Source organism: Bacillus sp. 7_6_55CFAA_CT2 (assembly GCF_000238655.1).
Classification (GTDB): domain Bacteria; phylum Bacillota; class Bacilli; order Bacillales; family Bacillaceae_G; genus Bacillus_A; species Bacillus_A cereus.
Window position 1 is genome coordinate 1,250,277 of the sequence record NZ_JH414708.1, and the last position, 26,648, is coordinate 1,276,924.

Consider the following 26,648-nt stretch of genomic DNA (forward strand, 5'->3'; position numbering starts at 1 on the left):
AGCACGCCTTTTTGTTATTCATCAATTCTAATAACCTCGCCTTGAGGGAATTCCTCAGTTTCTAGTAAGTTACGAATAGCTTTCGCAACATATTCAGGTGATAATAGCTTTCCTTCTTCTTTTAATGCAATGAAGCGGTCTAAATTTGTGAAGTCTTCTTTAGCTGTTTCACGAATTTGTGCTTGCATATTTGTATCAACAACACCGGGGGCAAAAGCGACGATTTTTACTGGATATTCTTTTTCCCATTCTTCAGTTGCTACGCATTGTGTAAACATATTTACACCAGCTTTCGTCGTACAATAAGCGCCCCATCCGAAATAAGGATTTTTTCCTGCACCAGATGAAATATTTATAACGCGTTTATCTACTTTCCATTCTTTCGTATGTTTCATAAACGTAGATGTAAGAATCATAGGTGCAAGTAAATTAATGTGAACGTTCGTAATGAATTGTTCGCTTTCTGCTTTTTCAATTGGTTTCATAGGTGCAACTGTACCCGCATTATTAATTAAATGAATAGAGGATACATTGTCTTCTTTAATGGATGAAATGATTTCTTTAAAGTTAGTTTCTAAGTTATGTACATCTTGAAGATCTAAGGAATGAAAAATGCAATTGCTGTTATATTGCTCTGCAAGTTTAGTAAGTTCTTTATTTTCTCTTCTAGAAATAGAGATGACAGTTGTACTTTCTTCTAACAATTGAGTGGCAATAGCCTCACCTAAACCTTGTGAAGTTCCTGTTATGATAACGTAGCGCATAGTTTTATAAACTCCTCTCGTATGTGCGGAATTTTGTTGGACAACGTACATTGCATAGTTTGTCTACATTTTATAGTATAGAGCACTTTTTACTATAAATGAAATGAGATGATTGTGTGCCTTTTATAAACCGTTTTACAACAACAGTACCTGGTGCCGTCACGTTCACTGGGAACACGTTAGGGCTTAGCCCTACATCACCTGCGCCAGGTAATATTTTTGGTACACTTGCTGTATTTACTACGGTAAATACAGCGCTGCAAGTACCAGGGTTCCCAGCAGGAACGACGGATGAATGGCAATTGAATTCTTCAAGTGCAATTTTAAATCTTCCGGCGGGGAGTAGTGTGCTATATGCAGAGTTAGTTTGGGCTGGTACTTTTCGGACTGATACGGAAGATGTTTTACCATTTTTAAATGATGATATTACATTTACAACACCATCAGGGACGTTTGCTGTTACGCCAGATCCCGCTACCGCGCAGCAAGGTTCAGTAGGAAATCAGTTTTATTATGCTCGCTCTGCTAATGTAACGAATCTTGTTAGTGCAGGTGGGGCAGGCACATATACAACAGGTGCTGTGCCCGCTGCAAGAACTTCAGCTGATCCAACAATCAGTCGTTCAGCTGGCTGGACGCTTGAGGTTGTATATCAAAATGCAAGTTTACCTCTTCGGAATTTGTCAGTTTATGCAGGCCAAGAAATTATTGATGCTTCATCCCCGCCTGTTGATGCTACTATTTCAGGATTTGCTACGCCGGCAACAGGAGCTGTTACAGGAAGAGTGCTCGTAACTGCTCAAGAAGGCGATTCTAACATTGTTGGAGATCAACTTCGCTTTGGACCGAATGCAAATGCTACAGTTGCATTATTCGGACCGAGAAACCCTGCGAATAATTTCTTCCAGTCTCAAATTTGTAATGACATTGGAGAGTTAGATACAACCGGGACATTTGGAGATTTGAATCAGCCGTTAGGGATAGCTTTAGCTGTCCGAAGACAAGGGTGGGATATTACGAATGTAAATGCCTCTGCAGCATTAGTAAATAATCAAACGTCAGCAACGGTTCGATTTGTTACAAATGGAGATGGATACGCTGCAGCTGGTTTTGGTGTTCAAATTGATGCAACAGGTCCAATTATTAATCCTGTTAAATCAGTTAATAGAACAGTCGCAGGGGTAGGGGATACCCTCACTTATACGATTACGGTCCCAAATACAGGAACAGGAAGTGCAGAAAACGTTGTATTACGTGATAGTATTCCGAACGGAACGACGTTTGTTGCAGGTAGTGTTACGGTAGGAGGAGTAACACAGCCGAATGCAAACCCTGCTAATGGAATTAATTTAGGTACAATCCCAAATAACACGCAAAGAATTGTTACATTTCAAGTTCGAATAACATCATTCCCGAATCCCAATCCTATTTTAAATCGTGCAATGGTGTCATATCAATTTCGTCCTTTCGTTGGTAGTCCTCCTATTACAAGTACGTCTTCTTCAAACACAGTACAAACGACAGTGAATCAAGCAACTATAAGTATGCAGAAATCTGTAGATTTACAGACGGCAACGCTTAATGATGTATTAACGTACACAGTTAATGTCACAAATAATGGAAATGTCACTGCGAGCAATGTTATTTTTGTTGATAGTATCCCTGCTGGAACAACATTTGTCGCAAATAGCGTTACGGTAAATGGAGTAGCACGTCCAGGAGCGAATCCAGCAAGTAGTATTAATCTAGGAAGTATTAATGCTTCGCAAACGACTGTAGTGCGCTTTCAAGTTCGAGTAACATCGAACCCTCTTGTCAATCCAATTCCAAACCGTGCAAGTGCAACATTTACCTTTACTCCAGTGCCTGGTCAACAACCAGTTTCAGGGCAAGCGACAAGTAATACTGTAGTTACGACAATTAATATAGCTGATATAACAACGAGAAAAACAGTGGATAAAGCTTTTGCAACGGTTAACGACGTTCTTACGTACACGGTAACAATTCAAAATACAGGAAATGTACTTGCAACGAACGTTATTTTTCAAGACCCAATCCCAATTGGAACGACTTTTATCGCAAATAGTGTGACTGTGGACGGGGTTTCACAACCTGGGGCAAATCCAGCGAGTGGGTTTACGGTAGCTAATATATCTCCTGGCGGAAGTAGGGCTGTTACATTTCAAGTACGAGTAACATCTACGCCGTCAGGTGGTACGATTCCGAATCGCGGAAATGTGTCTGCTAATTTTGTCGTTATTCCAAATCAGCCACCGATAACAATTAATAGACTAACGAATACAGTTGTGACACAAGTTAATACAGGTGGTTTGAATGTAATAAAAGAAGTGAATACAATGCAAGCAGCAGTAGGGGATACTTTAACATACACAATTGCCGTCCAAAATACAGGGAACGTTCCGTTAACAAATGTATTTTTCCAAGACCCTATTTCTTCTGCTGTTTCATTTGTTGCAAATTCTGTAACAATTAATGGAGTACAGCAAAGTGGACTAAATCCGAATACAGGATTTTCTCTTCCGAATATTCCTGCGGCTCAAACAGTTGTAGTCACATTTGACGTGTTAATTGTACAGGATCCAGAAAATGAAGATATTTTAAATCAAGCGAATGTAACAGCAAGCTTTCAAGTGAATCCGAGTGAACCACCAGTGACAATAAATGTTCCGAGTAATGTTGTGAATACGACAGTACAATCAGGAAACTTTGAAGTTGTGAAGTCAGTGAATACAGATGTTGCGACGGTAGGAGATGTTTTAGTATATACAATCGAAGTTATAAATGCAGGTAGTGTACCAGCTACAAATGTATTTTTCCAAGATTCAATTCCACAAGGGACATTATTTATTGAAAATAGTGTATTGGTTAATGGTGTTTTACAAGAGGGGGCAGATCCAGGACTTGGATTCCCATTAAATGATTTGCCTACTGGCGCCAGTGTTATTGTTACGTTTGAAGTATTAATTGATGAAATTCCCCAAGGAAATAATGTCGTAAATAATGCGAATGTAACTGGAGATTTCCTTGTAAATCCAACAGAGCCACCGATTACTGTAACAGTACCAAGTAACACTGTTATGACGGTCGTGAATTCTTCAGGGTTAAATGTAAGGAAAAGTGTAAGTGCTACTGAAGCCGGTGTAGGAGATACGTTAACGTATACAGTCCGTATACAAAATAGTGGAACGGTGGCAGCGACAAATGTATCATTCCTTGATCCGATTCCAGTTGGAACCACTTTTGTAGCGAATAGTGTAACAATAAACGGGACACCTCAACCAGGTTTAAACCCGACAACTGGATTTCCACTTGCTAATATTCCAGTAGGAGGTATGGTGACGGTCACTTTTCAAGTGACAATCACGAGTATACCACCAAATAGAGTTCTTCCGAATAATGCGAATGTCACTGCTGATTTCCAAGTAAGTCCTCTCCAGCCACCAATTACAATTGTAACGATTAGTAATATTGTTGTGACGCGAGTGAATGTAGGATCACTTAATGTAATGAAGAGTGTAAATACACCACAAGCCGGTGTAGGAGATACGTTAACGTATACGATTCTTATTCAAAATACAGGAACTGTTCCTGCAACGAATATTGTTTTTCAAGATCCAATTCCGTCTGGTACTGCCTTTGTAGCAAATAGTGTGACGATAAATGGAGTCGTTCAGCAAGGTGCGGATCCTATGGTAGGTTTCCCAGTACCAAATATTCCGGTCGGGCAAACATCTACGATTACGTTTCAAGTTACAGTGACGAGTATTCCGAGCGGTGGAAATATAAGAAACCAATCGAACGTTACTGCAAGTTTTCTTATAAATCCAGCAAACCCTCCAATAACGACTGTTACAAATAGTAATTTTGTAGTGACGCAAGTAAACACAGCACAGTTAAATATACAAAAATCTTCATCTGTACAACAAGCAGCACTTGGAGAAACTTACACGTATTCTGTTGTCATTCGAAATAACGGTACAGTAACAGCAACGAATGTCTCTTTCCTTGATCCAATTGCTTTAGAAACAACATTTGTAGCAAATAGTGTAACGATAAATGGAACGCCTCAACCTGGATTTGATCCAAATATTGGTTTCCCGCTTCCTAATATTGCAGCTGGAACATCATTGACAGTAACGTTCCAAGTTACGGTAGTTGCACCGTCTACACGTGGAGCAGTATTAAATACAGCATCTGCTACAGCCACTTTCTTATTGAATCCTTTACAACCACCTGTAACAACAACAAATTCAAGTAATACAACGGTAGTTACAATACCGTTACCTCCTCCTGGTGAAGTAACAGCAACAAAAACAGTTGATGTTGCAACTGGGGCTGTCGGGGATGTATTAACGTATACAGTGCTAATAATGAATGTAGGAATTATCCCTGTTACAGATGTACTCTTCCAAGATGTCATTCCAGAAGGGACGACGTTTGTTGACAATAGTGTAACGATAGGTGGAGTGCAGCAACCAGGATTAAATCCAGAAATAGGATTTACAGCTACTCCATTATTAATCGCTGGTGGAAGTATTGAGGTCACATTCCAAGTGACGATTACAGAAATTCCAGATAATGAAGTCATATTAAATGATGCAGATGTTACATTTACTTCACAACCAAATCCGCAGGAACCACCGATTACGGAAACGATATTAACAAATTTAGTCGTTACGACAATTAATATAGCGTTTATTTTTCCATTGAAACTAGTAGATAAAGAAGTAGCGACGGTAGGAGAAATATTAACGTATGATGTATTGATTTTTAATTTCGGAACAGTGCCAGCGACGAATGTTCAATTTATCGATACTACTTCCGCGGGTGTAGCATTTGTACCAGGAAGTGTGAGCATAAACGGGGTACCAGCACCAGGATTAAATCCTTTCATTGGTTTTACAGTTCCAGATATACCTGTCGATGATTTTGTACTTGTCACATATCAGGAAGTGGTTACAAGCATACCAGAAGGTGGAACGATTGTTAATTTTGTAGACGTTACAGCTACATTTGCTGTAAGTGAAACAGAACCGCCTATTACGGAAACAACGACAAGTAATACGACATTAACAGAAATCAATGAATCTGGTTTGAATGTTTTAAAATCAGTAAGTCAGCCGTTTGTTGCAGTAGGCGATACAATCACATATACAACAGTAGTTCAAAATACGGGAACAGTGATAGCGACGAATGTTCAATATAGTGATGTATTACCATCCTCTATAACATTCGTACCAAATAGTGTAACGATAAACGGTGTGTTACAGCCTGGATTAGACCCTAACACTGGCTTCTCACTTCCCGATATAACCCCAGGTGAAAGTGTAGAAGTCACATTCCAAGTAACAGTTGTTAGCGTTCCGTCAAACGGAACAATTGCCAATACGGCAAATGTTACTGGAAGCTTTATTTTAGTACCAGGAGAACCACCAGTTATAGTAAATCAGCCAAGTAATACAACACTCACAACTGTAAATAGAGGACGCTTTAATGTTATTAAACAAGTAAATAGAGCCGCTACTCTAGTTGGAGATGTATTGACGTATACAGTGCAAATAACGAATACAGGAACAGTAACAGCTAACAATGTTCAGTTTATTGATACGATTTCAACAGGTGCGTCATTTTTACCAAATAGTGTAACAATAAATGGAGCCCCGCAACCAAACTTAAATCCGATTACTGGATTTGGAGTTGGAGATATTCCAGTTGGTGAAACAGTTATAGTGACGTTTCAAGCGACAGTTACAAACATCCCGTCATCAGGAACAATTACGAACGTTGCAAATATAACAGGAAGCTTTACTTTAGTGTCAGGAGAGCCACCGGTTGTAGTAACAGAGCCGAGTAATACGACGATAACTAGAGTGAATAGAGGACGATTCAGCGTTATAAAATCTGTAAATAAAGAAGCGACACGATTAGGAGATACGTTAACGTATAGTGTGCAAGTTACAAATACGGGAACGGTAACAGCGACGAACGTTCAGTTTAGCGATGTTCCATCACCTAGTTTAGAATTCGTTCTTGGAAGTGTACAAATAAATGGGATTCCGCAAGTAGGTTTAGATCCATTTATAGGCTTTGCATTGCCTAATCTTGCAGTAGGGGATAGTGTATTAATTACATTTGAAGTAAATATAATCGCAGTTCCGCCTTCTAGTAGCATTATGAATACAGCAAGAGTAACGGGTGATTTCGAATTGATTCCAGGAGAACCTCCGTCTACAATTACAAATTCAAGTAATACGACAGTCACACCAGTAAATAGAGGCAGTTTAGATATGCAAAAAGAAGTAGATCATTCAATTGTTGGAGTAGGAGAAACAGTAAAGTATACGGTTCGAATATTAAATACTGGTACTGCTGATGCGATGAATATTCAATTTATCGATGTCCTATCTCCGGAAGCTGTTTTTGTACCAAATAGTGTAACTGTAAATGGAGTAGCTCGTCCGGGAGTGAATCCGCAGGTTGGATTTACGATTGTAGACATTCCAGTCGGTGAGACGGCGATTGTAACATATGAAGCTACGATTACGAGCTTTCCAGATGGTGGTACAGTAGTGAACGTTGCTGGGGCGTTAGCAGAATATATTTTAGTACCAGGGGAGCCGCCAGTTACAGTGATGGATACGAGTAATACAGTTATAGTGACGGTAAATACTGCAATCTTATTTGTTGCAAAAGGAGCAAACTTTGAAGTAGCAATGATAGGGGATGTTGTCACTTACGGAATCGCTGTTATAAATGATAGTACAGTTCCTGTGACCAACATTGTGTTAACAGATATCATTGATCCGAATACGCTATTTATAAATGGCACGGTAACGGTAAATGATGTACCTCTTCCATTTGCTAATCCGAATACCGGTATTCCGTTAGGTGATTTTCAGCCAAATGACGCAGCAATTATTAATTTCCAAGTCGTAATAACAGGAGGACAAATAAATAATTTAGTTACAAATACTGCTATAGCAAATGGGCTCGCAACTGTAAATCCGAATGAGCCGCCAGTAGTAGTTGAAGGTGATAGCAATACAGTTGTTATCCCGTTTATTCCTCAAAATGTCTCAACGACAGTCGTAAAAACGGCAAATTTACAGGCAGCAACAATTGGCGATGTTATTACGTTTACGACAGTTATTACAAATACGGGGGATACAGCAATACAAAATATTCGTTTTCAAGATATGTTAGATAGTAGTGTTCAATTTGTCCTTGGAACTGTAACGATTGATAATACGCCAGTGCCAAATGTAAACCCAGTATCAGGTTTTATTATAGGAAATTTAAATCCAGGTGAAGCACGGACAGTTTCGTTCCAAGTAGTAGTGCAGAGCGCGCCAAATGGTTCAGGAAATTATATAAATCAAGCGAGTATTCGTTTCGAACATCAAGTAGGCACAGTATTGCCACCTGTTACACAAATGGTAGAAAGTAACATAGTTGTCATTCCATTTGTTCCAACGATAGAACAAATTTGTGAAACGAATCTTAATTGCTTAAGGAAAATTCCTTTTCAATGTTCTCCGTGTAATCATTTGCAAATAAATAAAAAATAAATACAGAAAGAGCATCCGGAAAAAAGGATGCTCTTTCTGTATTTATCATGTAGATTCTTTTTCGGGTGAGGTGAAAAATTCGTCGATTTTGTCGGAGAGTAGTAATGGAATGGCTCCTTTTATAACAGAAATGTCCCAGTCCCACCATGCGAGATTCTCTAGTTTGTCAATCGTTTCTTGTGGGAAACGATATCGAACAAATTTTGCAGGATTACCAGCCACAATTGCATATGGAGGGACGTCTTTTGTAACAACACTTTTTGCACCAATAATGGCACCGTTACCAATTGTAACACCAGATAAAATGCAGGATTGATAACCAATCCATACATCATTGCCGACTACGATATCACCTTTTGAAGAAGGGTGACCAGTAATATGTGCTCCTTCATCAAAAAAGTGCATTAAATGGATAAGTTGTTATCCAGTCTGCGCGATGTTCACCGCCAAGTATGAAAACGACTTCTTCTGCTAATGAACAAAACTTACCTATTTTTAATTTTGTTTCATCGTTCCAAGAAAAAATGGTTGGCCCTACTTTACTATAAGTATAATCACCAATATCATATTTATTATATTCAGGTTTTTGATTTAAATATAACATGCTTCTTCAGCCTCCTTTCTCAATTAAGTGATACGTATGGAATATTATATGCAAGATGTAGTAATGTGAACTGTATTAATAGGTGAAATGAACAAAAGGAAGTGGGATGTATGCGATACGAAATGGGTCTATATAATAAACCGTTTCAGTCAATTCAATCAGGAAAAAAAGTATATGAAGTACGCCTATACGATGAAAAACGTCAACTAATAAACAAAGGCGATGAAATCGTATTTACGAATCTTACGACAAAAGAAATGATGACGGTAAAAGTAACGGAAATAAAGCGATACGAGAGCTTTAAAGCCATGTATGAACAAATCGATAAAAAATTATTGGATTGTGAAAATGATAGTTTAGAGGAAATGTTAGAAAGTACATACAAAATATATACGAAAGAACAAGAAAAAGAGTGGGGAACAGTTGCGATTCGTATTGAGGTAATAAAATGATAAGAAATCGCGGAGCGGCTATCATTGTACAGGAAGGAAAAATCGCTCTTATAAAACGTATTCGAGAAGAGGAAACATATTATGTGTTTCCTGGCGGAGGGATTGAGGAAGGTGAAACGCCTGAAGAGGCAACGAAAAGAGAGGTATACGAAGAATTAGGGGTACATATAAAAGTGGAGCACCTCATTGCAAAGGTAAAATATAAAGGAAATGAATATTATTATGCTGCCTATATTACAGGCGGAGTGTTCGGAAGTGGAACAGCTGAGGAATTTCAGTGGGAAGGTAGAGGAAGTTATATTCCGTTATGGCTACCGATAAATGAGTTGGAAAAAGTGAATATAAAACCTTATGAAGTGGTCGGAAATATATTTAATCATTATAAAATATAACGTCTGACAACATACAAAAAAAACCATTGACATAGGCTTCTGATTTAAGTATTGTATTCGAGTATGTTTATAATCAGGAGGTTTATATGAGCAATCAAACTACTACACATCATGTGAAAATGACAACAGCAGATCCATCTGGAATTGGACTATTTGGATTAGCGATGGTAACACTTGTAGCATCATCTCAAAAGTTAGGCTTAACAGATGGCGTTTCACTTGTATTACCGTGGGCAATCTTTTTAGGAGGATTTGCACAAATCTTTGCTTGCATTCATGATGCAAAGCATAACAATACATTCGGTACAACAGCATTCGGTGCGTACGGTCTATTTTGGCTAGGTGTTGGAATGACTTGGTTAATTCAACTTGGAGTATTTGGCGAAAAATTAGCACAAGCTGCAGATTCAAAACAGCTTGGTGTAGCCTTTATCGGATATTTGATTTTCACAATCTTTATGACAATTGGTGCAATGGAAACACATAAAGTATTATTTATGATCTTCGTCCTTATTGATTTCTTATTTATCGGTCTTTCATTAAGTACTTTAGGTGTTATGCCGCATGCAATGCATAATTTAGCAGCATATTCTGAACTTCTTATTTCATTATTATCTTTCTATGGTTCAGCAGCAGCAGTGTTAAACACACACTTTGGAAAAGTTGTTTTACCAGTTGGAAAGCCGTTTGGTATTTTTAAAAAGTAATAAAAGACACAGATGATTGTATAGTCATCTGTGCTTTTTTTATTTATTCCGCTCTTTGTGGGCTGTCTGAAAAAGCTTGATTGGTGAGGTCTCATTAAACTTTCACTTTATTTGAAATAAGTAATGTGAAATGTAAATAAAAGTAGAAAAAAATTAATTGAAATTGATTCTCATTATTAATATAATGAGAATGAGAATCATTTATTGTTAGAGGGGGATGCCAAAGTGGCAAAGATTTTAATAGCTTATGCAAGTATGTCAGGAAATACAGAGAGTATTGCTGATTTAATTAAAGTTAGTTTAGATGCTTTTGATCATGAAGTAGTATTGCAAGAAATGGAAGGCATGGATGCTGAAGAATTATTAGCTTATGATGGAATCATTTTAGGATCTTATACGTGGGGCGATGGTGAATTACCATTTGAAGCGGAAGATTTTCATGATGACTTAGAAAATATAGATTTAGCTGGGAAAAAGGTAGCGGTATTCGGATCGGGTGATACGGCGTATGAACTGTTTTGTGAAGCGGTAACGATATTTGAAGAACGTCTTGTGGAACGCGGTGCAGAGCTTGTACAAGAAGGGCTGAAAATTGAATTAGCTCCAGAAGATGAAGAGGATGTTGAAAAATGCAGTAATTTTGCAATTGCATTTGCTGAGAAGTTCTAAGAATGGGAGTGTCAACGTGGAGACAATGTTAAGTGCAACTGCTATTACAAAGTTAAGAGATGGAAAACTGTTGTTAGCTACTACATATAATGGCTTATTTGTTGAACAAGACGGAGAATGGAAACGAATTTTAAATGGTTTTCAAAAACGAATTAGGGATTTACATAGCGAAGATAATGTAGTTTATGGTGTAGGTGACGAAGGGATTTTTATTCGTAGTATGAATGGTGGAGAGAATTGGACAATTCAGCGTTTTCCAACAAAAGCAACGAGTTGGAATGTATGTAGCAATGTACAAGGAACTGTTGTTGCTCATGGAGAAAAAATGCTGTATCTTTCTAATAATTTCGGTTCGACATGGGAAACTATTCATCCGTTTCTTGAGTATGGCAGTGCGGCACCGTCTATTCGATCGTTATTTTTATATAAACATTACTTATTTATTGGTACGAAAATTCATGCTAAATATGGTGGTGTTTGGCTCTTTGATTTGAAGACACGTAAATTAAAGAGGATTAAAATTGCGATGAATCAAATGATCTCTGCGTTGACTTTACACAATTCTTATTTAGTAGCGGCAAGTGGATCGTGCAAGGGAGTTAACGGGAATATTTCTTATTGTAAAATAGATGAAAGTATTGCAAGTGAAAAAATATATTGGCACACATGTCAAAGTGAGCAGAAAGCAAGTAGTTATTTAGACTTAAGTGTAGATCAACATATTTTATATACAACTTCAACGCAAAATAAGGCGGGTATTAGTAGTGTGTGCCGTGTGCTTCTTGAAGAAGGTATTGTTACAGTATGTGATTCGGTTAAAGGGCACGGATGGCGCATTGTTAATCAAAAAGATGGCTATGTAGTAGCCGGATCAGGTGAATTAAAAGCAATGCAGTGGGAACAAAAAATAATTTAAGAAAAAAACTTTACTTTTATTATATTGATATGATATAGTATATTTAAACCATTTTACTTTTAATAATATAGAGATTTAAATGAGCTGTAACTTCCGAGGAGGATAGCAATGTTAAATCTCCTCAGGGGTTGCAGTTTTTTAATATCTGGCTTATTATTGTAAGGTGGTTGAAAATGAATATGTACATATAGGTACATTGTAGGAGGATTTTTTTCATGCAAAACGGTAAAGTAAAATGGTTTAACTCAGAAAAAGGTTTCGGTTTCATCGAAGTTGAAGGCGGAGAAGACGTATTCGTTCATTTCTCAGCTATCCAAGGCGAAGGCTTCAAAACTTTAGAAGAAGGTCAAGAAGTTACTTTCGAAGTAGAACAAGGTAACCGTGGACCTCAAGCTACTAACGTAAACAAGAAGTAATTTTTGAAAAAAGAAGGGCTCGCCCTTCTTTTTTTTTGCATTTTTATAGATGTCCTCCTACTTACATATCATAACGAGACTGAATTTTCATTTATTTATTCGGAGTATTTTTGTATAAAGTACATGAATAAATAAATACTGAAAATAAAGTGTTTGTGTGAAAAGGAATTTAGAAAGAGGTAAATAAATTGAAAAACGCTACACATTTTATTGTGTTTGATATTGAGAGGAATTTCAGACCGTATAAATCAGAAGATCCGTCAGAAATAGTTGATATCGGAGCTGTAAAAATAGAAATAGGTACAATGAAGATAATTGAAGAATTTTCGGAGTTAGTAAAACCAAGTGCACGATTAACTCGTCATACAACAAAATTAACCGGTATTACGAAAAAAGATTTAATGGGTGTAGAAAAATTCCCTCAAATTATAGAGAAATTTATTCAGTTCATCGGCGAAGGTTCTATATTTGTTTCATGGGGAAAAGAAGATTATCGCTTTCTATCTCATGATTGTACATTATATGGTGTTGAATGCCCAAGTATAGAAAAAGAAAATAGAATTGATTTGCAAAAATTTGTTTTCCAAGCATATGAGGAATTGTTTGAACATACGCCAAGTTTACAATTTGCGGTAGAACAGCTCGCTTTAACGTGGGAAGGAAAACAGCACCGTGCTTTAGCAGATGCTGAAAATACAGCAAATATACTTCTTAAAGTGTGTAGCGAGAGAGATATTAATAAGCGATACAAAAGACATGGTGAACTTGAACTTGTAAAAAACGGAAAACTAACAGAAAAAGCGAAAAAAAGATGCGAAAATGGGTGTTTAAAGAACTAAAGAAAAATACAGAACGCCCTTTTGAATGGAGTACATTTGAAAGTGGTGACACGTGGGAAAGTATAACGGAAAGATATTATATAAGTGAAAATACAGTAGAACTCCTGAAAAAACATTTTCGTACAGCAGTGAGAAAAGCGGAACGGCAGATTAGGTATTTGGCTGAGATGGAGGAGAATACAGAGGTTAAATGAATTGCTCCTCCATCTCTAACTACATACATGTAATAACAGCGTATTGATATTAAATAGGCATCAACTTGTTGTTGTGATTGTGCATTATAATTGCTTTGGGAGTGTTAAGACGTAATAAGAGTTTTAAACTGTATTAATAAAATAAAAATATATATAAAGAAAAGAGTGTAGCTTAATGGAAACAATCTTTAACATTTAAACTGTTTTAGTTTTTTGGATAATATTTACTACACAATTAGCATTAACTACACTTTCTTTCATAGTAAAGAAGAATTGGAAAAAACTTAATATCTCTTTAAGTTGTGGTGTATTAAAGTTTAAAATAGAAGAGTAAGATTGAGTTTTGTATAAGGGAGGTATGATAGTGGTAGACTTGGATATTAAAGATGTCACAGTAAAGATGGAATTAAACGGTGTCTTTTGGAATGAGGATCGGATTGCTGAAATGAAGGTGACTACAAAAGAAGAGCATTCTGTTATTCTTCGTCTAGTAGTTGATTTAGAAAGTAAAACTATTAGGGCGACGAGTGCGGAAATAGTGAATGGATTCTGCCCTCTGTGCAAACAGAAAAGGGACGAATGTAGTGAACTTAATGACTTGCAAAACAAAATGGAAATTTTAGAAGAAGCCTACGATTGGGTGAGAGAACATCCGGAATATCGTTTTCAATTATCTTTTTACGAGTACAATAAATTTGAGGTAGTAAAGTGAAATTTGCATTTTAACAACTTATAGAAGGACTTGGTCAACTAGAAATATTGAAGTAGATATTTCTAATGGAAATAAGCCTGTATAACAAGGAAGGGATATATTTGATTCTGCAACAAATGTCATCTTGCATCAAAAAAATTTAAAAATAAACATGTTTTATTATAAAGCAGAAAAATCGATTCTTAGTAGAATCGGTTTTTAATATAAATAAAAGAGCGCTTATTAAAAGCGCCCAGTAACAACAGTTATATGGAAGTATTTATCCCGTAAAAGCCCGATTGGTGAGGGCTAATAATTAGTGGGGGATGAACAAAACCCCACTGATTAAAGTTTCACTTTATTCAATACCGCTCGGATCAAACGAATACTGCTGCTTATTCTCAATCCGCTCAATCACATCTTGCAGCTCATCTGGCTTCAGAAACTCAATAGGAGAGAAGCCTTTTTCAAATGTAAGTGTGTCTGCTTCAATCATAAGTACATATCGATCATTTACCTTCGCAATATGTATTTGATCCCCAAAATCCGCAAGCAACGCCTTCACAGAGATATGATCGGCTTTTAGTTTTAATTCCACTTCAGGAGCATGCTCGACGATTTGAGCGGTTGCTTCCATTACTTCTTCGGTTGAAAATTGTTCCATAATTTCGCGTTTCGGACTGGCAGCCCATACTTCCATCGCTTGGTCGAATTGTTCGCGTTCTTCCGTACCTTCTTCAAATACATCTTCAATTTGGTCGTATACCATGTCCATTACTTGTGTTTTCATAATTTCAGGCATAGAGCGTTCATATTCGACGAATTTTAAGAAGTCTTCAAAGTAGCGGGCATGTGATGCTTGATGTATTTTTAGTTCGCCTACTTCAGCCATCCCTTCTTCAGGCATGTACGGATATTGGATAGATTTCATATTCTTTGTTGTGATGGCCATTTCAACGTTACGAATCAGTGTTGATTCATCAGAAATAGAAGCAACCTTTGGTTCGAAGTCGCATTTCATTACGAATACAAATGGATCATCAAAGTATTTGCGTAGTTTTGCCTGAGCAATTAAAAATACACCACCACGTACAGCGCTTGTGTCAAGATATGTATAAACGAGAGGTTCGCTCATATCTTTAAAGTTTTCTTTTGTTTCTGCAAAGCGAATACGATTAAAAAGGTTGTAATGAGGGTTTGAATCAAGTTCGTGCCCTTCTTCTACAATAAAGCGACCAATTTTTGTTGGGGCTTGTTCTGTTTTTGCATGACGTTCTACTTTTCGCTTCGATATTTTTAATAACTCACCATTCAAAAATTCTTTTAAGGAGCTATCTTCATATTCTTCAGCGTCTAAAGTTTGAAAATGTTTGTAGCGTTTATCAACTGCTTCACCTTTTCCTTCTACTTGTACAACATAAAAGGAAAGATAATTTATTTCAAAATCCATATTTATCACCTTGTTTCATTTCATTAACTCTTATCAGTATAGAGATGGAAAAAACTTTCGTCAATTTATATAAGGAAGGGGGAGCCCCTTCCTTATATAATTTTTATTTTTTCAATTAAAATCCGTCTTCTAATGCTGCGAATGGAATGTTTAGTCTGTTTTCTACTGTGCGTAAACGTTGGTTTAAGCGGTTGAGTCTACGTGTATGGCGCTCAACTGTATTTTCTAGTTGACGTACTCTTTGTTCAAGCTCATTTACGCGTCTTTCTAATTGACGATTTCCAGTGCCAGGAAAAGAGATTGGAAGTTGGAATTGTCTATTTTGGTCGTATGGATTCGTGTGCTCTGCTTGATCTATATAAGATTGATATTGTGTTTGTAAGTCATACTGTGGTTGTTGGTACGCATATTGATTATATGGATCATATGGATTGTAGGGATACATAATAACATCCTCCATTTCTTTAAAATAGGTTGAATACACCATAATGTATGTGCAAAAGCGGAGCGGTGGCACGGCAAATACCTATTTATGTTGACGGGATTTCTCTTTATCCCGCATTAACGGGCAGTAAGACCCCACTGATTAAAGTTTCACTTTATAAAAAATAGCTTGAGGGTTTTTGATTTGTATTTCTTTTGTATGATGGTATATACTGGATAAAAGGGAGAGTTTACATAAAAGTTACAATTCTATCAAACTCAAACTTTTATGTAAATATGTATAGACATTTATAAAAGAAAAGAGTAATTTATATAGAGTGAAAAATAACTTGTAACATTTTATAAACATATTGTAAAATGATTGTAACAAAACATACATGAAAATGAAATAAATACATAATAGTGATGTTGGGGAAAGGGAGAGAGTATATTGTTCCGTAAAGTAAAGGGTATATTGGTTGGGGTGTTATGTGTAGCTATAATGAGTGGCTGTGGTGCAAAAGTAAGTGATGTTGCATTGGTAAGTGATATTGGTGGGCATACTGTAGAGGCTAAAGCAGAAGTGCAGGATACTATTAGTTTAGTTGATGGTCGAACTGGTACTGAAGTGAAAAAATTAGATTTATCTAGTTTAGGCTATTTTGAAGATGAAGCGAAATTTAAAAAGTCTGTAACAAAGGTTGTTGGTGAGGTTGGAAAAAGCGTCGACAAAAAAATGGTTCCTTCACGTATAGCACCTGATGGAAGTTGGCAAGAAGGAAAACCTTCTTATGAATTAATGGAAAAAGAATTAGTAGATAAATTGTTAAATGTTGGTATGTGGGATGCTACGTATCAGTTGCCGATCGTGGAGAAAAAACCAGTCGCAACATTAAGTGATGCGCAAGGAAATGGTACGGTAATTGGTAGATATGAAACGAACTTAGGTGGTTCAACAGGTGGCCGTATTGAGAATATTCGTTTGTCAGCAGCGAGCATAAATGGAGTTGTGTTAGCAAAAGGAGACCGTTTCTCTTTTAATTCATTAATCGGTGATACAACACCAGATAAAGGATATCAATTAGGGAAAGAAATAGTTGATGGTAAATTAGTAGATGGATATGGCGGTGGTGTTTGTCAAACATCTTCAACTTTATACAATGCAGCAGATCAAGCTGGTCTGAAAATGGTGGAGAGAACTACACATTCTAAAACGGTAGGTTATGTTCCACAAGGAAGAGATGCTACAATTGCATATCCATACTTAGATTTAGTATTTGAAAATACGAATGATGCACCTGTGAAGCTTTATATGGGCATTCAGGGTGGAAAGCTAGTTGCTGAAGTACATAAAATGAGATAAGAGTTAAAAAGCCACCTTTTCTAAAAGTTAGAAAAGGTGGCTTTTTATTATGAAAATAAAAATGTATGTAAATTCTGACTTTTCTTATTTACATAGGATGATTTTAGTTGTATCCTTCATAGTAACGGTTATATGTAATGGGAAAATATAGGGATAAGGAGATGAAGTTATTCATGGTAAAAATTCATCCGAAAACACGTATTGGTCATGTTGAATTTAAAGTGAAAGATTTAGAGCGTCAAATTGCTTTTTATGAGAATGTTGTAGGATTAGAGGTAATTAAGCAAGAGGGGAATAAAGCATATTTATCTGGAAAAGGTGGAAAGAATGCGTTACTTGTTCTTGAAAAGTTAGAGGACGGGGTACTGCAAGAACCGCGTACGACTGGTATATATCATGTAGCCTTTTTAGTTCCGACTCGTGAAGCTTTTGCTTCTGCGCTATTTGGGGTTCTTCGTAATAAGAATGTAATTGACAGCCCGGCTGAGCAAGAAGGGCGTTATACATATTCAAATGAAATTTTACCAATTTCAAGGTTTAATAGTGCAAGTGATCATACATATAGCGAAGCTTTTTATTTGCAAGATTTAGAGGGGAATGGTATTGAAATTTATGCAGACCGTCCGCGCGATCGATGGGGAGAAGGGCCAGGAGGAAGTACACCACTTGATTTAAAAGAATTGGCAACATTCGTTGATTATGAGTTTGATGGTTTGCCTGCTAATACTGTCGTTGGGCACGTACATTTACGAATAGCTGATGTAGAGAAATCACATGAATTTTATGTGGAAACAGTAGGTTTTGAAGTACAACAGCGTGAAGAGGATTGCTTATTTATTTCAGCAGGGGGATATCATCACCATATTGGTGCAAATACGTGGAACGGAGTAAACAATCCACACCCACCAGTACATGCAACTGGGCTAAAGGTGTATACGATTGTACTACCGTATAAAGAAGCGTTAGATGAAGTGAAAGAAAGATTAATAGAAAAACAACATGAAATAAATGAAACTACAAATGGGTTTGTGGTGGTAGATCCAAGTGGTATTACAGTGCAGTTTGAAATAGAAGCAGTGTAAAATAAGCGAGAAAGTGTATAATCACTTTCTCGCTTATTTGTGATCATTCATAGCTCAATCCAATATCTTCTTACTACATTCCCATCTTCCTCAGTGAAATCATCATCACGAAGCCCGCCGTTATGTAAAATCGTTTTTTCAGAAGCGGTATTCACTGCGTCGCAAACGACAAGTACTTTCGTGATTTCTAATTCCTTCGTTTTTTCTAATGATAATGCTAGTAACTTCGTAGCATAACCTTTTCTTCTTTCAGAAGGGCGAATGCCATAACCAATATGACCGCCAGCGTTAAATAAATGTTCGGTTAAACTATGACGTATATTAACAGCTCCCACAATTTTATTTTCATCTGTAACAAGCCAATATGTAGAGTCTGGTACCCAAGTTTCAGGGATATTTATTCCGTTATGCGCATCGAGAAGTTCTTGAACCATAGCTGGGAAGTTGGCAGGATTTTTTGAGATAACCCACGGGATCATTGTTTCACCGCTATCTTTCCATTCGTTATAGAAATCTAAGTATTCTTCTTGTAAATCAGTAGTAGGTGTAAGTAACGAGACGTTCATTGTTAGTAAGCTCCTTTATTTATGTATTTTTTATAAAAAATTATGAAACAAAATGAAAGCGTTTTCTAAAATTTCTCAACCTAATTTCATGCAATCCACCTTTGGTTTTTTAGAAAATTAGTGAAGGTTTAAAATCAGGAGTTATTTATTTTATGTTAATATTTAAAATATTAACATAAAACAGTCGGAGTATTAAGTGTATTTTAGTGGTATTCTTTCATGGTGATAAATGGATGTTTGTGATAATTTTTGTTTTATCTATCTATAATGAATGAAAGGGGGAAGTGCCCGTGAGTGTAGATTTTGATTTTATTATACGAATCGGTGTTGCTGGCTTGTTAGGAGCAATGATTGGTATTGAAAGAGAAATTCGATCGAAAGAAGCTGGATTAAAGACTCATTTCCTCGTAGCGGTAGGAAGTGCGTTAATAATGGTTGTTTCGAAATATGCCTTTTCAGATATTGTGTATGAAGAGCATACGTCTCTAGACCCAAGTCGGATTGCAGCACAAGTCGTTAGTGGAGTTGGTTTTTTAGGTGCAGGCACAATTATTATTCAAAAGCAGGCGGTGAAAGGATTAACGACCGCGGCTGGTTTATGGGCTACTGCCGGTATAGGATTAGCAATTGGAGCGGGAATGTATGTAGTAGGCATTGGAGCGACGATTCTCGTTTTAATTGGTTTAGAAATTGTAAGTCGTATTTTTAAGGTGCAATTTCTATTTCCACAAAATATAACAGTGCAAATGTTTGTAAATAAACATGAAGCGATACAACAAATATTAGAAACACTACAAGTGAAAGGCATCCCAATACTCTCATATGAGGTGGAAGCTTCACAGCAAGGTACAGAAACTGTTTATAAGGTAGGAATGCAGCTGAAAAATATATCGTCAGAAGAAAAGAATGAGTTTATTCAGCATATGCAAACATTACCGGAAGTTACGTTTATAAAGTTAAAATCATAGTGTTGAAAACGAGGATAGATGTAGCAGAAATTTTGCTATTATCTATCTTTTTTTGATCTAAAATGCACGGAAAGTCAAGCGTTAATTTTACATGAAATGAATATATGTGTGAACGTTACCTTATTTTTTCTCAATACAGGACAAAAAGTAAAAATAGTAAAATAATGGAGCGGGACACTAAAAATGTAAGGTAGGGGAGAGCATGAAAAGCTATTCAAAGAAAATGTTAGTAGGGGTAAGTTTTGCTAGTTTAATGTTAGGGAGTTTTCAAGGGGGCAGTTTGGCAGAAGATACTAAGGGAGAGCAAGTTTCTTATCGAAATGTGCTCAAAATGGAGCCAGTCGGTGTACAACTACCAGTACAAGAATTAGCTCATTCATCGAAAGTGCTCGAAAGCAAGTCTTTTGAGAAAAGGCTACAATTTGCCGATTTATCACAAAGACCACCTGAGGTGAAAAAAGAAAGTAAGCAATTAGCTGTAGCGAAAACTTATACAATTGCTGAATTAAATCAATTAAGCAATCAGCAGTTAGTAGATTTACTTGTAACAATTGATTGGGAGCAAATTACGGGGCTATTTCAGTTTAATACAGACAGTCTAGCATTCTATCAAAATGATAGTAGGATGCAGGCGATTATTGATAAATTGAAGCAGCAAGGACAAGCCTATACGAAGGATGATTCAAAAGGGATTGAGACATTAGTGGAGGTATTGCGTTCAGGATTTTATTTAGGATTTTATAATTCGGAACTTAGTAAATTAAATGAACGGAGTTATCATGATAAATGCTTACCTGCATTAAAAGCGATAGCTAACAATTCAAATTTCAAGCTGGGTACATTAGAGCAAAATAGAGTGGTATCATCATACGGAAAGTTAATAGGAAACGCTTCGAGTGATGTGGAAACGATAACATCAGCTGCAAAGATTTTTAAACAATATAATGATAATTTTTCTACATTAGTAGATAATCTTTCAGCTGGAAATGCTATTTACGATATTATGCAAGGTGTTGATTACGACATTCAATCGTATTTGTACGATACGAGGAAAGCACCGAAAGATACAGTATGGTATCAGAAAATAGATAGTTATATTAATGAACTAAGTCGTTTTGCATTAATGGGAACGATTACAGCAAAAACCGGTTGGCTTATTAATAATGGCATTTATTATACAGGTAGACTCGGTACATTCCATAGTACAGGAACGAAAGGGTTACAAGTTGTAACAGATGCGATGAAAATTTATCCGTATTTAGGGGAGCAATATTTCGTAGCTGCTGAGCAAATCGCAACGAATTATGGCGGAAAAGATGCAAATGGTAAAGTGGTGAATTTAGATCAAATAAGAGAAGATGGAAAGAAAAAATATTTGCCAAAAACGTATACGTTTGATGATGGGGCAATTGTTTTAAAAGCTGGAGATAAAGTGACAGAAGAAAAAGTAAAACGTTTATATTGGGCGGCAAAAGAAGTGAAGGCACAATTCCATCGTACGGTTGAAAGTGATCAACCTTTAGAAAAAGGAAATCCTGATGATGTACTAACGATGGTTATTTATAATAGCCCAGCAGAATATCAATTTAATCGTCAATTGTACGGTTATGAAACGAATAACGGTGGTCTTTATATAGAAGGAACAGGTACGTTCTTTACTTATGAGCGTACGCCAGAAGAAAGTATTTATAGTTTAGAAGAATTATTCAGACACGAGTTCACGCATTATTTACAAGGTAGATATGAAGTACCAGGGTTATGGGGACAAGGGAAAATATATGAAAATGAAAGATTATCTTGGTTTGAAGAAGGGAATGCTGAATTTTTTGCAGGGGCAACGAGAACGGATAATGTTGTACCGAGAAAGAGTATTATAGGAGGATTATCTTCAAATCCAGCAGAGCGTTATACGGCAGAGCGAACGTTAAATGCAAAGTATGGAACGTGGGATTTCTATAATTATTCCTTTGCTTTACAATCGTATATGTACAATAAGAGATATGATATGTTCGATAAAATACATGATCTTATTAGGAAAAATGATGTAACAGCATATGATGCATATCGCTCTACATTAAGTAAAGATGCGAATTTAAATAAAGAATATCAAGACTATATGCAAATGCTAGTTGATAATCGTGAGAAATATAATGTGCCATTAGTATCAGACGATTATTTAGCGAATCATGCATCGAAGCCAGTTTCAGATATTGCAGCAGAAATAACAGCGGAAGCAAAATTGAAAAATGTATCAGTGAAGAAAAATAAATCACAGTTCTTTAATACATTCACACTACAAGGAACATATACAGGAACTGCAGCAAAAGGAGAATATGAAGATTGGAAAACAATTACACAAAACGTTAATGATACGTTAAAACGTTTAAGTGCAAAGGAATGGACAGGCTATAAAACAGTAACAGCATACTTCGTAAATTATCGCGTGAATGCATCAGGACAATTTGAATATGATGTTGTGTTCCATGGTATTAATACGGAAGAAGGGGCAGAGAATAAAGCGCCAGTTGCGGTTATAAACGGTCCGTATAGTGGAAATGTAAATGAAGCAATTTTATTTACAAGCAACGGATCAAAAGATGAAGATGGGAAAATTATTTCATATAAATGGGAGTTTGGTGATGGAGCAGTAAGTAATGAGCAAAATCCAACTCACGTATATACAAAAGAAGGAGCATATACGGCTAAATTAACAGTAACAGACGATAAAGGAGCAACTAATACTGCTACAGCGACTGTAACTGTTCAAAAGAAAGAAGATAACAGTGTAGAAAAAGAACCGAATAACTCATTCCAAACAGCAAACAAATTGCAGTTAAATCAAGTTTTACGTGCTAGTTTAGGAAATGGCGATACAAGTGATTTCTTTGAAATTAATGTGGAGACTGCTAAAAACCTTCAAATTAACGTAACGAATGAAAATAATATTGGAATGAACTGGGTACTTTATTCTGAAGCAGATTTAAATAATTATGTTACGTATGCTCAGCAACAAGGGAATAAATTAGTAGGTAGCTACTACACGTATCCAGGGAAGTATTATTTACATGTGTATCAGTATGGCGGGGGGACAGGGAATTATACGGTAGAAGTGAAGTAGTAGAAGGGGAGTTGTCTTTTTCGATGAATGGAAAAAGGTCTGTACTTTAATGAAAAAACAACTGCAGGAAATGTCACTAGTGATAATAACAAATTAAGTGTCGCGAGATATTATATTTACATTAAACAAATCTAATCAGTAAATGAGATAAAATCGATGAACTAGTATTTCATCACGATGTAAGAAAAGTTATAAATATTAAGTGCGTTTAATGTAGTTAAACTAAAGGATCAGAGTGTATCTGTAACAATAGATAAGCTCTGATCCTTATTATATTTAATTAACGCATATGAATTTAAGATAATTAATAAGTAAGCTAGCTAGCGGAATTCTTAAAATTCATTTATGTAATTAACTAAACAGAAAATTGTTATCACATTAGCAAGGGATACTAATAGAAAAGCGTGTCCCTTTACCTAATTCACTCTCTATTTCTATATCTCCGTTTAATTCTCTAATAATACTATAAGCAATCATAGTACCAAGCCCAGTTCCTTTTTCTGTTGTTGAATAGAATGGCAAAGCAATTCGTTTTATTTGTTGAGATGACATCCCAATTCCTGAATCAATAATATCAATTATGATATTTCCTTTTACTTTTTGTATATTTATTTGTAATAATCCACCATTTTTCATAGCCTCAATTCCGTTTTGGATGATGTTGTTTAGACAGAGTTTGAATTTTTCGGGGTCCCCATTTATATAAAAGGAATCTGTACTATTTTGTTTGATTTCAACTTTGTATGATAGAGCGAGTGGTGAAATAGTATCTTTCACCTGATTTAAAATGTGATTAATATCTATTTTTTCTTTTAGGGTATTCTGTGGTTTGGTTAAAGATAAATAGTTATTAATAGTAGATTGTATTTGCTGCATTTCAATTAACATGATTTCTAAGTATTGATCCTGAGATAGCTTAGAGGCATGTTTTTCATTTAATAATTGAGTGAATCCATGTACCGTGGTTAGTGGATTGTGGATTTCGTGTGCAATTGACGCTGCTAGTTCGCTAGCTATATAAAATTTTTCAGCCCGTTGCAGTTTTTCTTTCATTTTATATTTCTCAATCATTTCCTCTATAAAATAAACTGATAATAATACTGTGAAAATATTAATGATTATATAATTTAATAAAAATTCTATGAGAGTAGAGTCTATTTTACCTCCTGTATTTATTTGAGTTACAATACCGCAAATAGAAAGGGAAGCTGTACATACTAAAATAAGAAGTAAGCTTAATAATATCTTTTTTTCTTTAAAATACATAGGTAATAAGTAACGAAAGAGCATTGTTATAACAGAAATGATAGTAAAGATAATAAATGATGGAAGAACGCCATTTCCGCCTAAGTAAAACCGGTAAGAAAGATATAAAATTCCTATAAAAACAATGTTTTTTGTATTTCCATATAGAAAAACTAATATTATAGGAATAAAACGTAAATCATAAATAAATCCCACATGTAAATGAAAAGGAAAAGTCATACAAAAAATAATAGCAATGGAGGAAAGGATAGAAAATAACATATTATTACATGTTATTTTTTCTTTAAACTCTAGCCAAAATACGTGATAGCTAAGGATACAAATTATTATAATAAAGGTATTTAATAAAAGAGTAGAAATTCCCATAGTTTTGCATCTCCGATAGTTTGTAAGTAGAATTATGTATGAGTTGGACATAGATGTTTAGTATTAGTAGACTTTTTATCTAAAAAAGGAAGGGTACTTGAAAAGTGCTGTTATATTACTCGTATTAAAATTGATAAGGAAAATAGAAAAAATAATAGATAAAAAATCTATTTAAATTTATGTATATATGAAATTATAAACTAACTTTTGTATAGATGAAATTTGGATTGAGTTACTGATAAAATAAGTCTTTTTAAGTATGAATATTCTGTGAAAATGATATGCGTGGTGACTCCTGTTTTGTAGCCTTCGTTATATTAACATGGAATATATCAAATTACAAAGTGAAATTTTAGAAAAATTTTATTAGTACATTTTATCTGAAATAGAAATGCTATTTATTTGAGTATTTTGGTACTTACTCGTAGAAAACTTTGTTAGAAAAAGATTTTAAAATTTACATGTTTTTTATGAAGTGTAATATTGTAGCTTTATCTATGTGGCTTTCTCAATAACTATTAAGGCTTAAAGTTAAAATATATAGGTTTATAGATATGAATTATTACATAAAAGCGCACTTAAAAAAGGATGTATGATGGTAATAGAATACAAACATCAAGGGGGAACTTAAAATGAAGTTAAATAAACTAGTGCTTAGTTGTGGAGTAGTTTCAGCATTAACACTTGGTGTGTTAGGGAATAATACTTATGCTGAAGAAGTACACAAAACGAACGATCCAATTCATGTAGTTGAACATGTTTCTGCAGACTTATTATTAACCCAAACAATGGATTATAGTGGCGAAGCTGTAACTTCTTTCGTATATGATGGGAGTGCTGACTTAAGCTTCTCTATGAAAAATAATGGTCAAAATACAATGGGATATAGTGTAAAAGGTCCAAATACAGAGCTAATTGTTGGTGGTTATATAAAACCTGGAGAACAACAAATTAATGTTACAAATGTACGGAATGCTTTATCTTCATTACCGAATGGAACATATAAAATTTACGTTTCAAATGATGATGGTTCTAAGGGGCAATTCCAAGTTTCAGTAAGATCTATGAATTAAATTTAAAACGCTATGCTTTTAAGTTAATTTAATCTTTACTTATCGGAAAGAAGCTAAATTGAATTGAGAATTACCGATAAAAATAAAAACGAGCACCTTATCTAATTGAGAGGGTGTTCGTTTTTTGCTATTAAACAGAAAATAATTATAAATATATTTTGATATTCCCATTGCTAACCTACTAGATTGTGTCAACGAGAGAATGTCTACTATAAAAGATAGTAAAATAAAGATGATGGAACATTCCGCTAAATTATATGGGGAAATAGAAAAACCACCCTTATATGAGTGGTTTTTAGTAATTATTTTTAGGTTATACATTTAAAATTAGGCTAAGTTATAGAAATAATAAACATTTAATCCGTTGTTATTATTTTGGTTCTGGATAATGATTGTAGTATGAGATTCTAATAAATTCTTGGTAGACATTTGTTAATTTGGCATCTCTAAGAGCATCGTTGAATTTTTGCATACGTACACTCCCTTGAGCGTAGCCTCCACCTGGAGTATAAGGGTTTCTAGCTTCAAAGTCATCCAAAAATACTTTTAATTTTTTATAGTCTTGAGATTGATAGAAAGCCACGGCCTCTTCAGGAGTGACATCAAAGTAAGAGGATGACGTTGAGTTATAAGAAGCTGCTTGAGCAGTAGGTGCCTCTAGCATAGTTGCAGCTCCACCGAACATAGTAAGCGCCATAGAAGATACAATAATTTTTTTAAACATAATAAAACCTCCATGT

Annotated in this window: 19 protein-coding genes and 2 pseudogenes; 14 read left to right on the top strand and 7 right to left on the bottom strand. The window is 35.5% G+C overall.

Going from position 1 to position 26,648, the window contains the following annotated elements:
- Positions 1-14 precede the first annotated feature (14 nt).
- Complete coding sequence (locus HMPREF1014_RS06695) at positions 15-764, bottom strand: (S)-benzoin forming benzil reductase (RefSeq protein WP_001271048.1); 750 nt, start codon at positions 762-764, stop codon at positions 15-17.
- A gap of 116 nt (positions 765-880) precedes the next feature.
- Between HMPREF1014_RS06695 and HMPREF1014_RS06700 the strand changes: the two genes are divergently transcribed.
- Complete coding sequence (locus tag HMPREF1014_RS06700) at positions 881-8,353, top strand: DUF11 domain-containing protein (protein WP_001115908.1); 7,473 nt, start codon at positions 881-883, stop codon at positions 8,351-8,353.
- 45 nt (positions 8,354-8,398) lie between these two features.
- On the opposite strand, the pseudogene HMPREF1014_RS06705 reads toward HMPREF1014_RS06700, so the two are convergent.
- A pseudogene (locus HMPREF1014_RS06705) lies at positions 8,399-8,957 on the bottom strand (CatB-related O-acetyltransferase).
- 110 nt (positions 8,958-9,067) lie between these two features.
- Here HMPREF1014_RS06705 and HMPREF1014_RS06710 point away from each other — a divergent pair.
- From HMPREF1014_RS06710 to HMPREF1014_RS06750, 8 genes and pseudogenes are all read left to right on the top strand, one after another.
- Positions 9,068-9,409, top strand: a complete 342-nt coding sequence (locus HMPREF1014_RS06710; protein WP_001268348.1) for an ASCH domain-containing protein — start codon at positions 9,068-9,070, stop codon at positions 9,407-9,409.
- Positions 9,406-9,801, top strand: a complete 396-nt coding sequence (locus HMPREF1014_RS06715) for an NUDIX hydrolase (protein WP_000620829.1) — start codon at positions 9,406-9,408, stop codon at positions 9,799-9,801. Before HMPREF1014_RS06710 ends, HMPREF1014_RS06715 begins: the two co-directional genes overlap by 4 nt.
- 86 nt (positions 9,802-9,887) lie before the next feature.
- A complete protein-coding gene (locus HMPREF1014_RS06720) occupies positions 9,888-10,508 on the top strand; it encodes an acetate uptake transporter (protein WP_000070938.1) in 621 nt (206 codons plus the stop codon).
- Positions 10,509-10,733: 225 nt separating this feature from the next.
- Positions 10,734-11,177, top strand: coding sequence for a flavodoxin (locus tag HMPREF1014_RS06725; RefSeq protein WP_001062752.1), 444 nt, complete (start codon positions 10,734-10,736; stop codon positions 11,175-11,177).
- Between the two features lie 16 nt (positions 11,178-11,193).
- Positions 11,194-12,093 carry a WD40/YVTN/BNR-like repeat-containing protein gene (locus HMPREF1014_RS06730; RefSeq protein WP_000449492.1) on the top strand — a complete coding sequence of 300 codons (900 nt, stop codon included), beginning with the start codon at positions 11,194-11,196 and terminating at the stop codon, positions 12,091-12,093.
- A gap of 215 nt (positions 12,094-12,308) precedes the next feature.
- Entirely contained in the window at positions 12,309-12,509 is a 201-nt protein-coding gene (gene cspB, locus HMPREF1014_RS06735) for a cold shock-like protein CspB (RefSeq protein ID WP_001179150.1), read from the top strand.
- 188 nt (positions 12,510-12,697) lie between these two features.
- Positions 12,698-13,542: pseudogene (locus HMPREF1014_RS06740) on the top strand (exonuclease).
- Between the two features lie 364 nt (positions 13,543-13,906).
- Positions 13,907-14,254: a hypothetical protein gene (locus HMPREF1014_RS06750; protein ID WP_000227983.1), complete on the top strand. Its 348-nt coding sequence runs from the start codon at positions 13,907-13,909 to the stop codon at positions 14,252-14,254.
- Positions 14,255-14,591: 337 nt separating this feature from the next.
- Here HMPREF1014_RS06750 and HMPREF1014_RS06755 read toward each other — a convergent pair whose 3' ends face one another.
- Entirely contained in the window at positions 14,592-15,683 is a 1,092-nt protein-coding gene (locus HMPREF1014_RS06755; protein WP_000345039.1) for a DUF3900 domain-containing protein, read from the bottom strand.
- 115 nt (positions 15,684-15,798) lie between these two features.
- The gene (locus HMPREF1014_RS06760; RefSeq protein WP_000283715.1) at positions 15,799-16,128 is read right to left on the bottom strand and encodes a hypothetical protein; all 330 of its coding nucleotides are present in this window, start codon (positions 16,126-16,128) and stop codon (positions 15,799-15,801) included.
- A gap of 429 nt (positions 16,129-16,557) precedes the next feature.
- Between HMPREF1014_RS06760 and HMPREF1014_RS06765 the strand changes: the two genes are divergently transcribed.
- Positions 16,558-17,469: a VanW family protein gene (locus tag HMPREF1014_RS06765; protein ID WP_000488973.1), complete on the top strand. Its 912-nt coding sequence runs from the start codon at positions 16,558-16,560 to the stop codon at positions 17,467-17,469.
- A gap of 137 nt (positions 17,470-17,606) precedes the next feature.
- The gene (locus HMPREF1014_RS06770) at positions 17,607-18,551 is read left to right on the top strand and encodes a VOC family protein (RefSeq protein WP_139256967.1); all 945 of its coding nucleotides are present in this window, start codon (positions 17,607-17,609) and stop codon (positions 18,549-18,551) included.
- A gap of 47 nt (positions 18,552-18,598) precedes the next feature.
- On the opposite strand, the gene HMPREF1014_RS06775 is transcribed toward HMPREF1014_RS06770, so the two are convergent.
- A complete protein-coding gene (locus HMPREF1014_RS06775) occupies positions 18,599-19,117 on the bottom strand; it encodes a GNAT family N-acetyltransferase (RefSeq protein WP_001103119.1) in 519 nt (172 codons plus the stop codon).
- Between the two features lie 290 nt (positions 19,118-19,407).
- Between HMPREF1014_RS06775 and HMPREF1014_RS06780 the strand changes: the two genes are divergently transcribed.
- Together HMPREF1014_RS06780 and colA are read left to right on the top strand one after the other, a co-directional pair.
- Complete coding sequence (locus HMPREF1014_RS06780) at positions 19,408-20,085, top strand: MgtC/SapB family protein (protein WP_000109728.1); 678 nt, start codon at positions 19,408-19,410, stop codon at positions 20,083-20,085.
- 202 nt (positions 20,086-20,287) lie between these two features.
- Positions 20,288-23,203, top strand: coding sequence for a collagenase ColA (gene colA / locus HMPREF1014_RS06785; protein ID WP_000844554.1), 2,916 nt, complete (start codon positions 20,288-20,290; stop codon positions 23,201-23,203).
- A 378-nt stretch (positions 23,204-23,581) separates the two neighbouring features.
- Here the strand turns inward: colA and HMPREF1014_RS06790 are convergent, their stop codons facing one another.
- The gene (locus tag HMPREF1014_RS06790) at positions 23,582-24,835 is read right to left on the bottom strand and encodes a sensor histidine kinase (RefSeq protein ID WP_000513016.1); all 1,254 of its coding nucleotides are present in this window, start codon (positions 24,833-24,835) and stop codon (positions 23,582-23,584) included.
- A gap of 632 nt (positions 24,836-25,467) precedes the next feature.
- Between HMPREF1014_RS06790 and HMPREF1014_RS06795 the strand changes: the two genes are divergently transcribed.
- Positions 25,468-25,908: a hypothetical protein gene (locus HMPREF1014_RS06795; protein WP_000773519.1), complete on the top strand. Its 441-nt coding sequence runs from the start codon at positions 25,468-25,470 to the stop codon at positions 25,906-25,908.
- A gap of 370 nt (positions 25,909-26,278) precedes the next feature.
- Here HMPREF1014_RS06795 and HMPREF1014_RS06800 read toward each other — a convergent pair whose 3' ends face one another.
- On the bottom strand, positions 26,279-26,632 hold the full coding sequence (locus tag HMPREF1014_RS06800; protein WP_000473483.1) for a hypothetical protein: 354 nt from the start codon (positions 26,630-26,632) through the stop codon (positions 26,279-26,281).
- Between the last annotated feature and the right edge of the window lie 16 nt (positions 26,633-26,648).

What these genes read in the sequence shown, in the direction of transcription:
- HMPREF1014_RS06715 (WP_000620829.1), top strand. Translation starts at nt 9,406, where the DNA reads ATGATAAGAAATCGCGGAGCGGCTATCATTGTACAGGAAGGAAAAATC.
- colA (WP_000844554.1), top strand. Translation starts at nt 20,288, where the DNA reads ATGAAAAGCTATTCAAAGAAAATGTTAGTAGGGGTAAGTTTTGCTAGT.
- cspB (WP_001179150.1), top strand. Translation starts at nt 12,309, where the DNA reads ATGCAAAACGGTAAAGTAAAATGGTTTAACTCAGAAAAAGGTTTCGGT.
- HMPREF1014_RS06795 (WP_000773519.1), top strand. Translation starts at nt 25,468, where the DNA reads ATGAAGTTAAATAAACTAGTGCTTAGTTGTGGAGTAGTTTCAGCATTA.
- HMPREF1014_RS06695 (WP_001271048.1), bottom strand. Translation starts at nt 764, where the DNA reads ATGCGCTACGTTATCATAACAGGAACTTCACAAGGTTTAGGTGAGGCT.
- HMPREF1014_RS06800 (WP_000473483.1), bottom strand. Translation starts at nt 26,632, where the DNA reads ATGTTTAAAAAAATTATTGTATCTTCTATGGCGCTTACTATGTTCGGT.
- HMPREF1014_RS06720 (WP_000070938.1), top strand. Translation starts at nt 9,888, where the DNA reads ATGAGCAATCAAACTACTACACATCATGTGAAAATGACAACAGCAGAT.
- HMPREF1014_RS06790 (WP_000513016.1), bottom strand. Translation starts at nt 24,835, where the DNA reads ATGGGAATTTCTACTCTTTTATTAAATACCTTTATTATAATAATTTGT.
- HMPREF1014_RS06775 (WP_001103119.1), bottom strand. Translation starts at nt 19,117, where the DNA reads ATGAACGTCTCGTTACTTACACCTACTACTGATTTACAAGAAGAATAC.
- HMPREF1014_RS06760 (WP_000283715.1), bottom strand. Translation starts at nt 16,128, where the DNA reads ATGTATCCCTACAATCCATATGATCCATATAATCAATATGCGTACCAA.
- HMPREF1014_RS06770 (WP_139256967.1), top strand. Translation starts at nt 17,607, where the DNA reads ATGGGAAAATATAGGGATAAGGAGATGAAGTTATTCATGGTAAAAATT.
- HMPREF1014_RS06710 (WP_001268348.1), top strand. Translation starts at nt 9,068, where the DNA reads ATGCGATACGAAATGGGTCTATATAATAAACCGTTTCAGTCAATTCAA.
- HMPREF1014_RS06755 (WP_000345039.1), bottom strand. Translation starts at nt 15,683, where the DNA reads ATGGATTTTGAAATAAATTATCTTTCCTTTTATGTTGTACAAGTAGAA.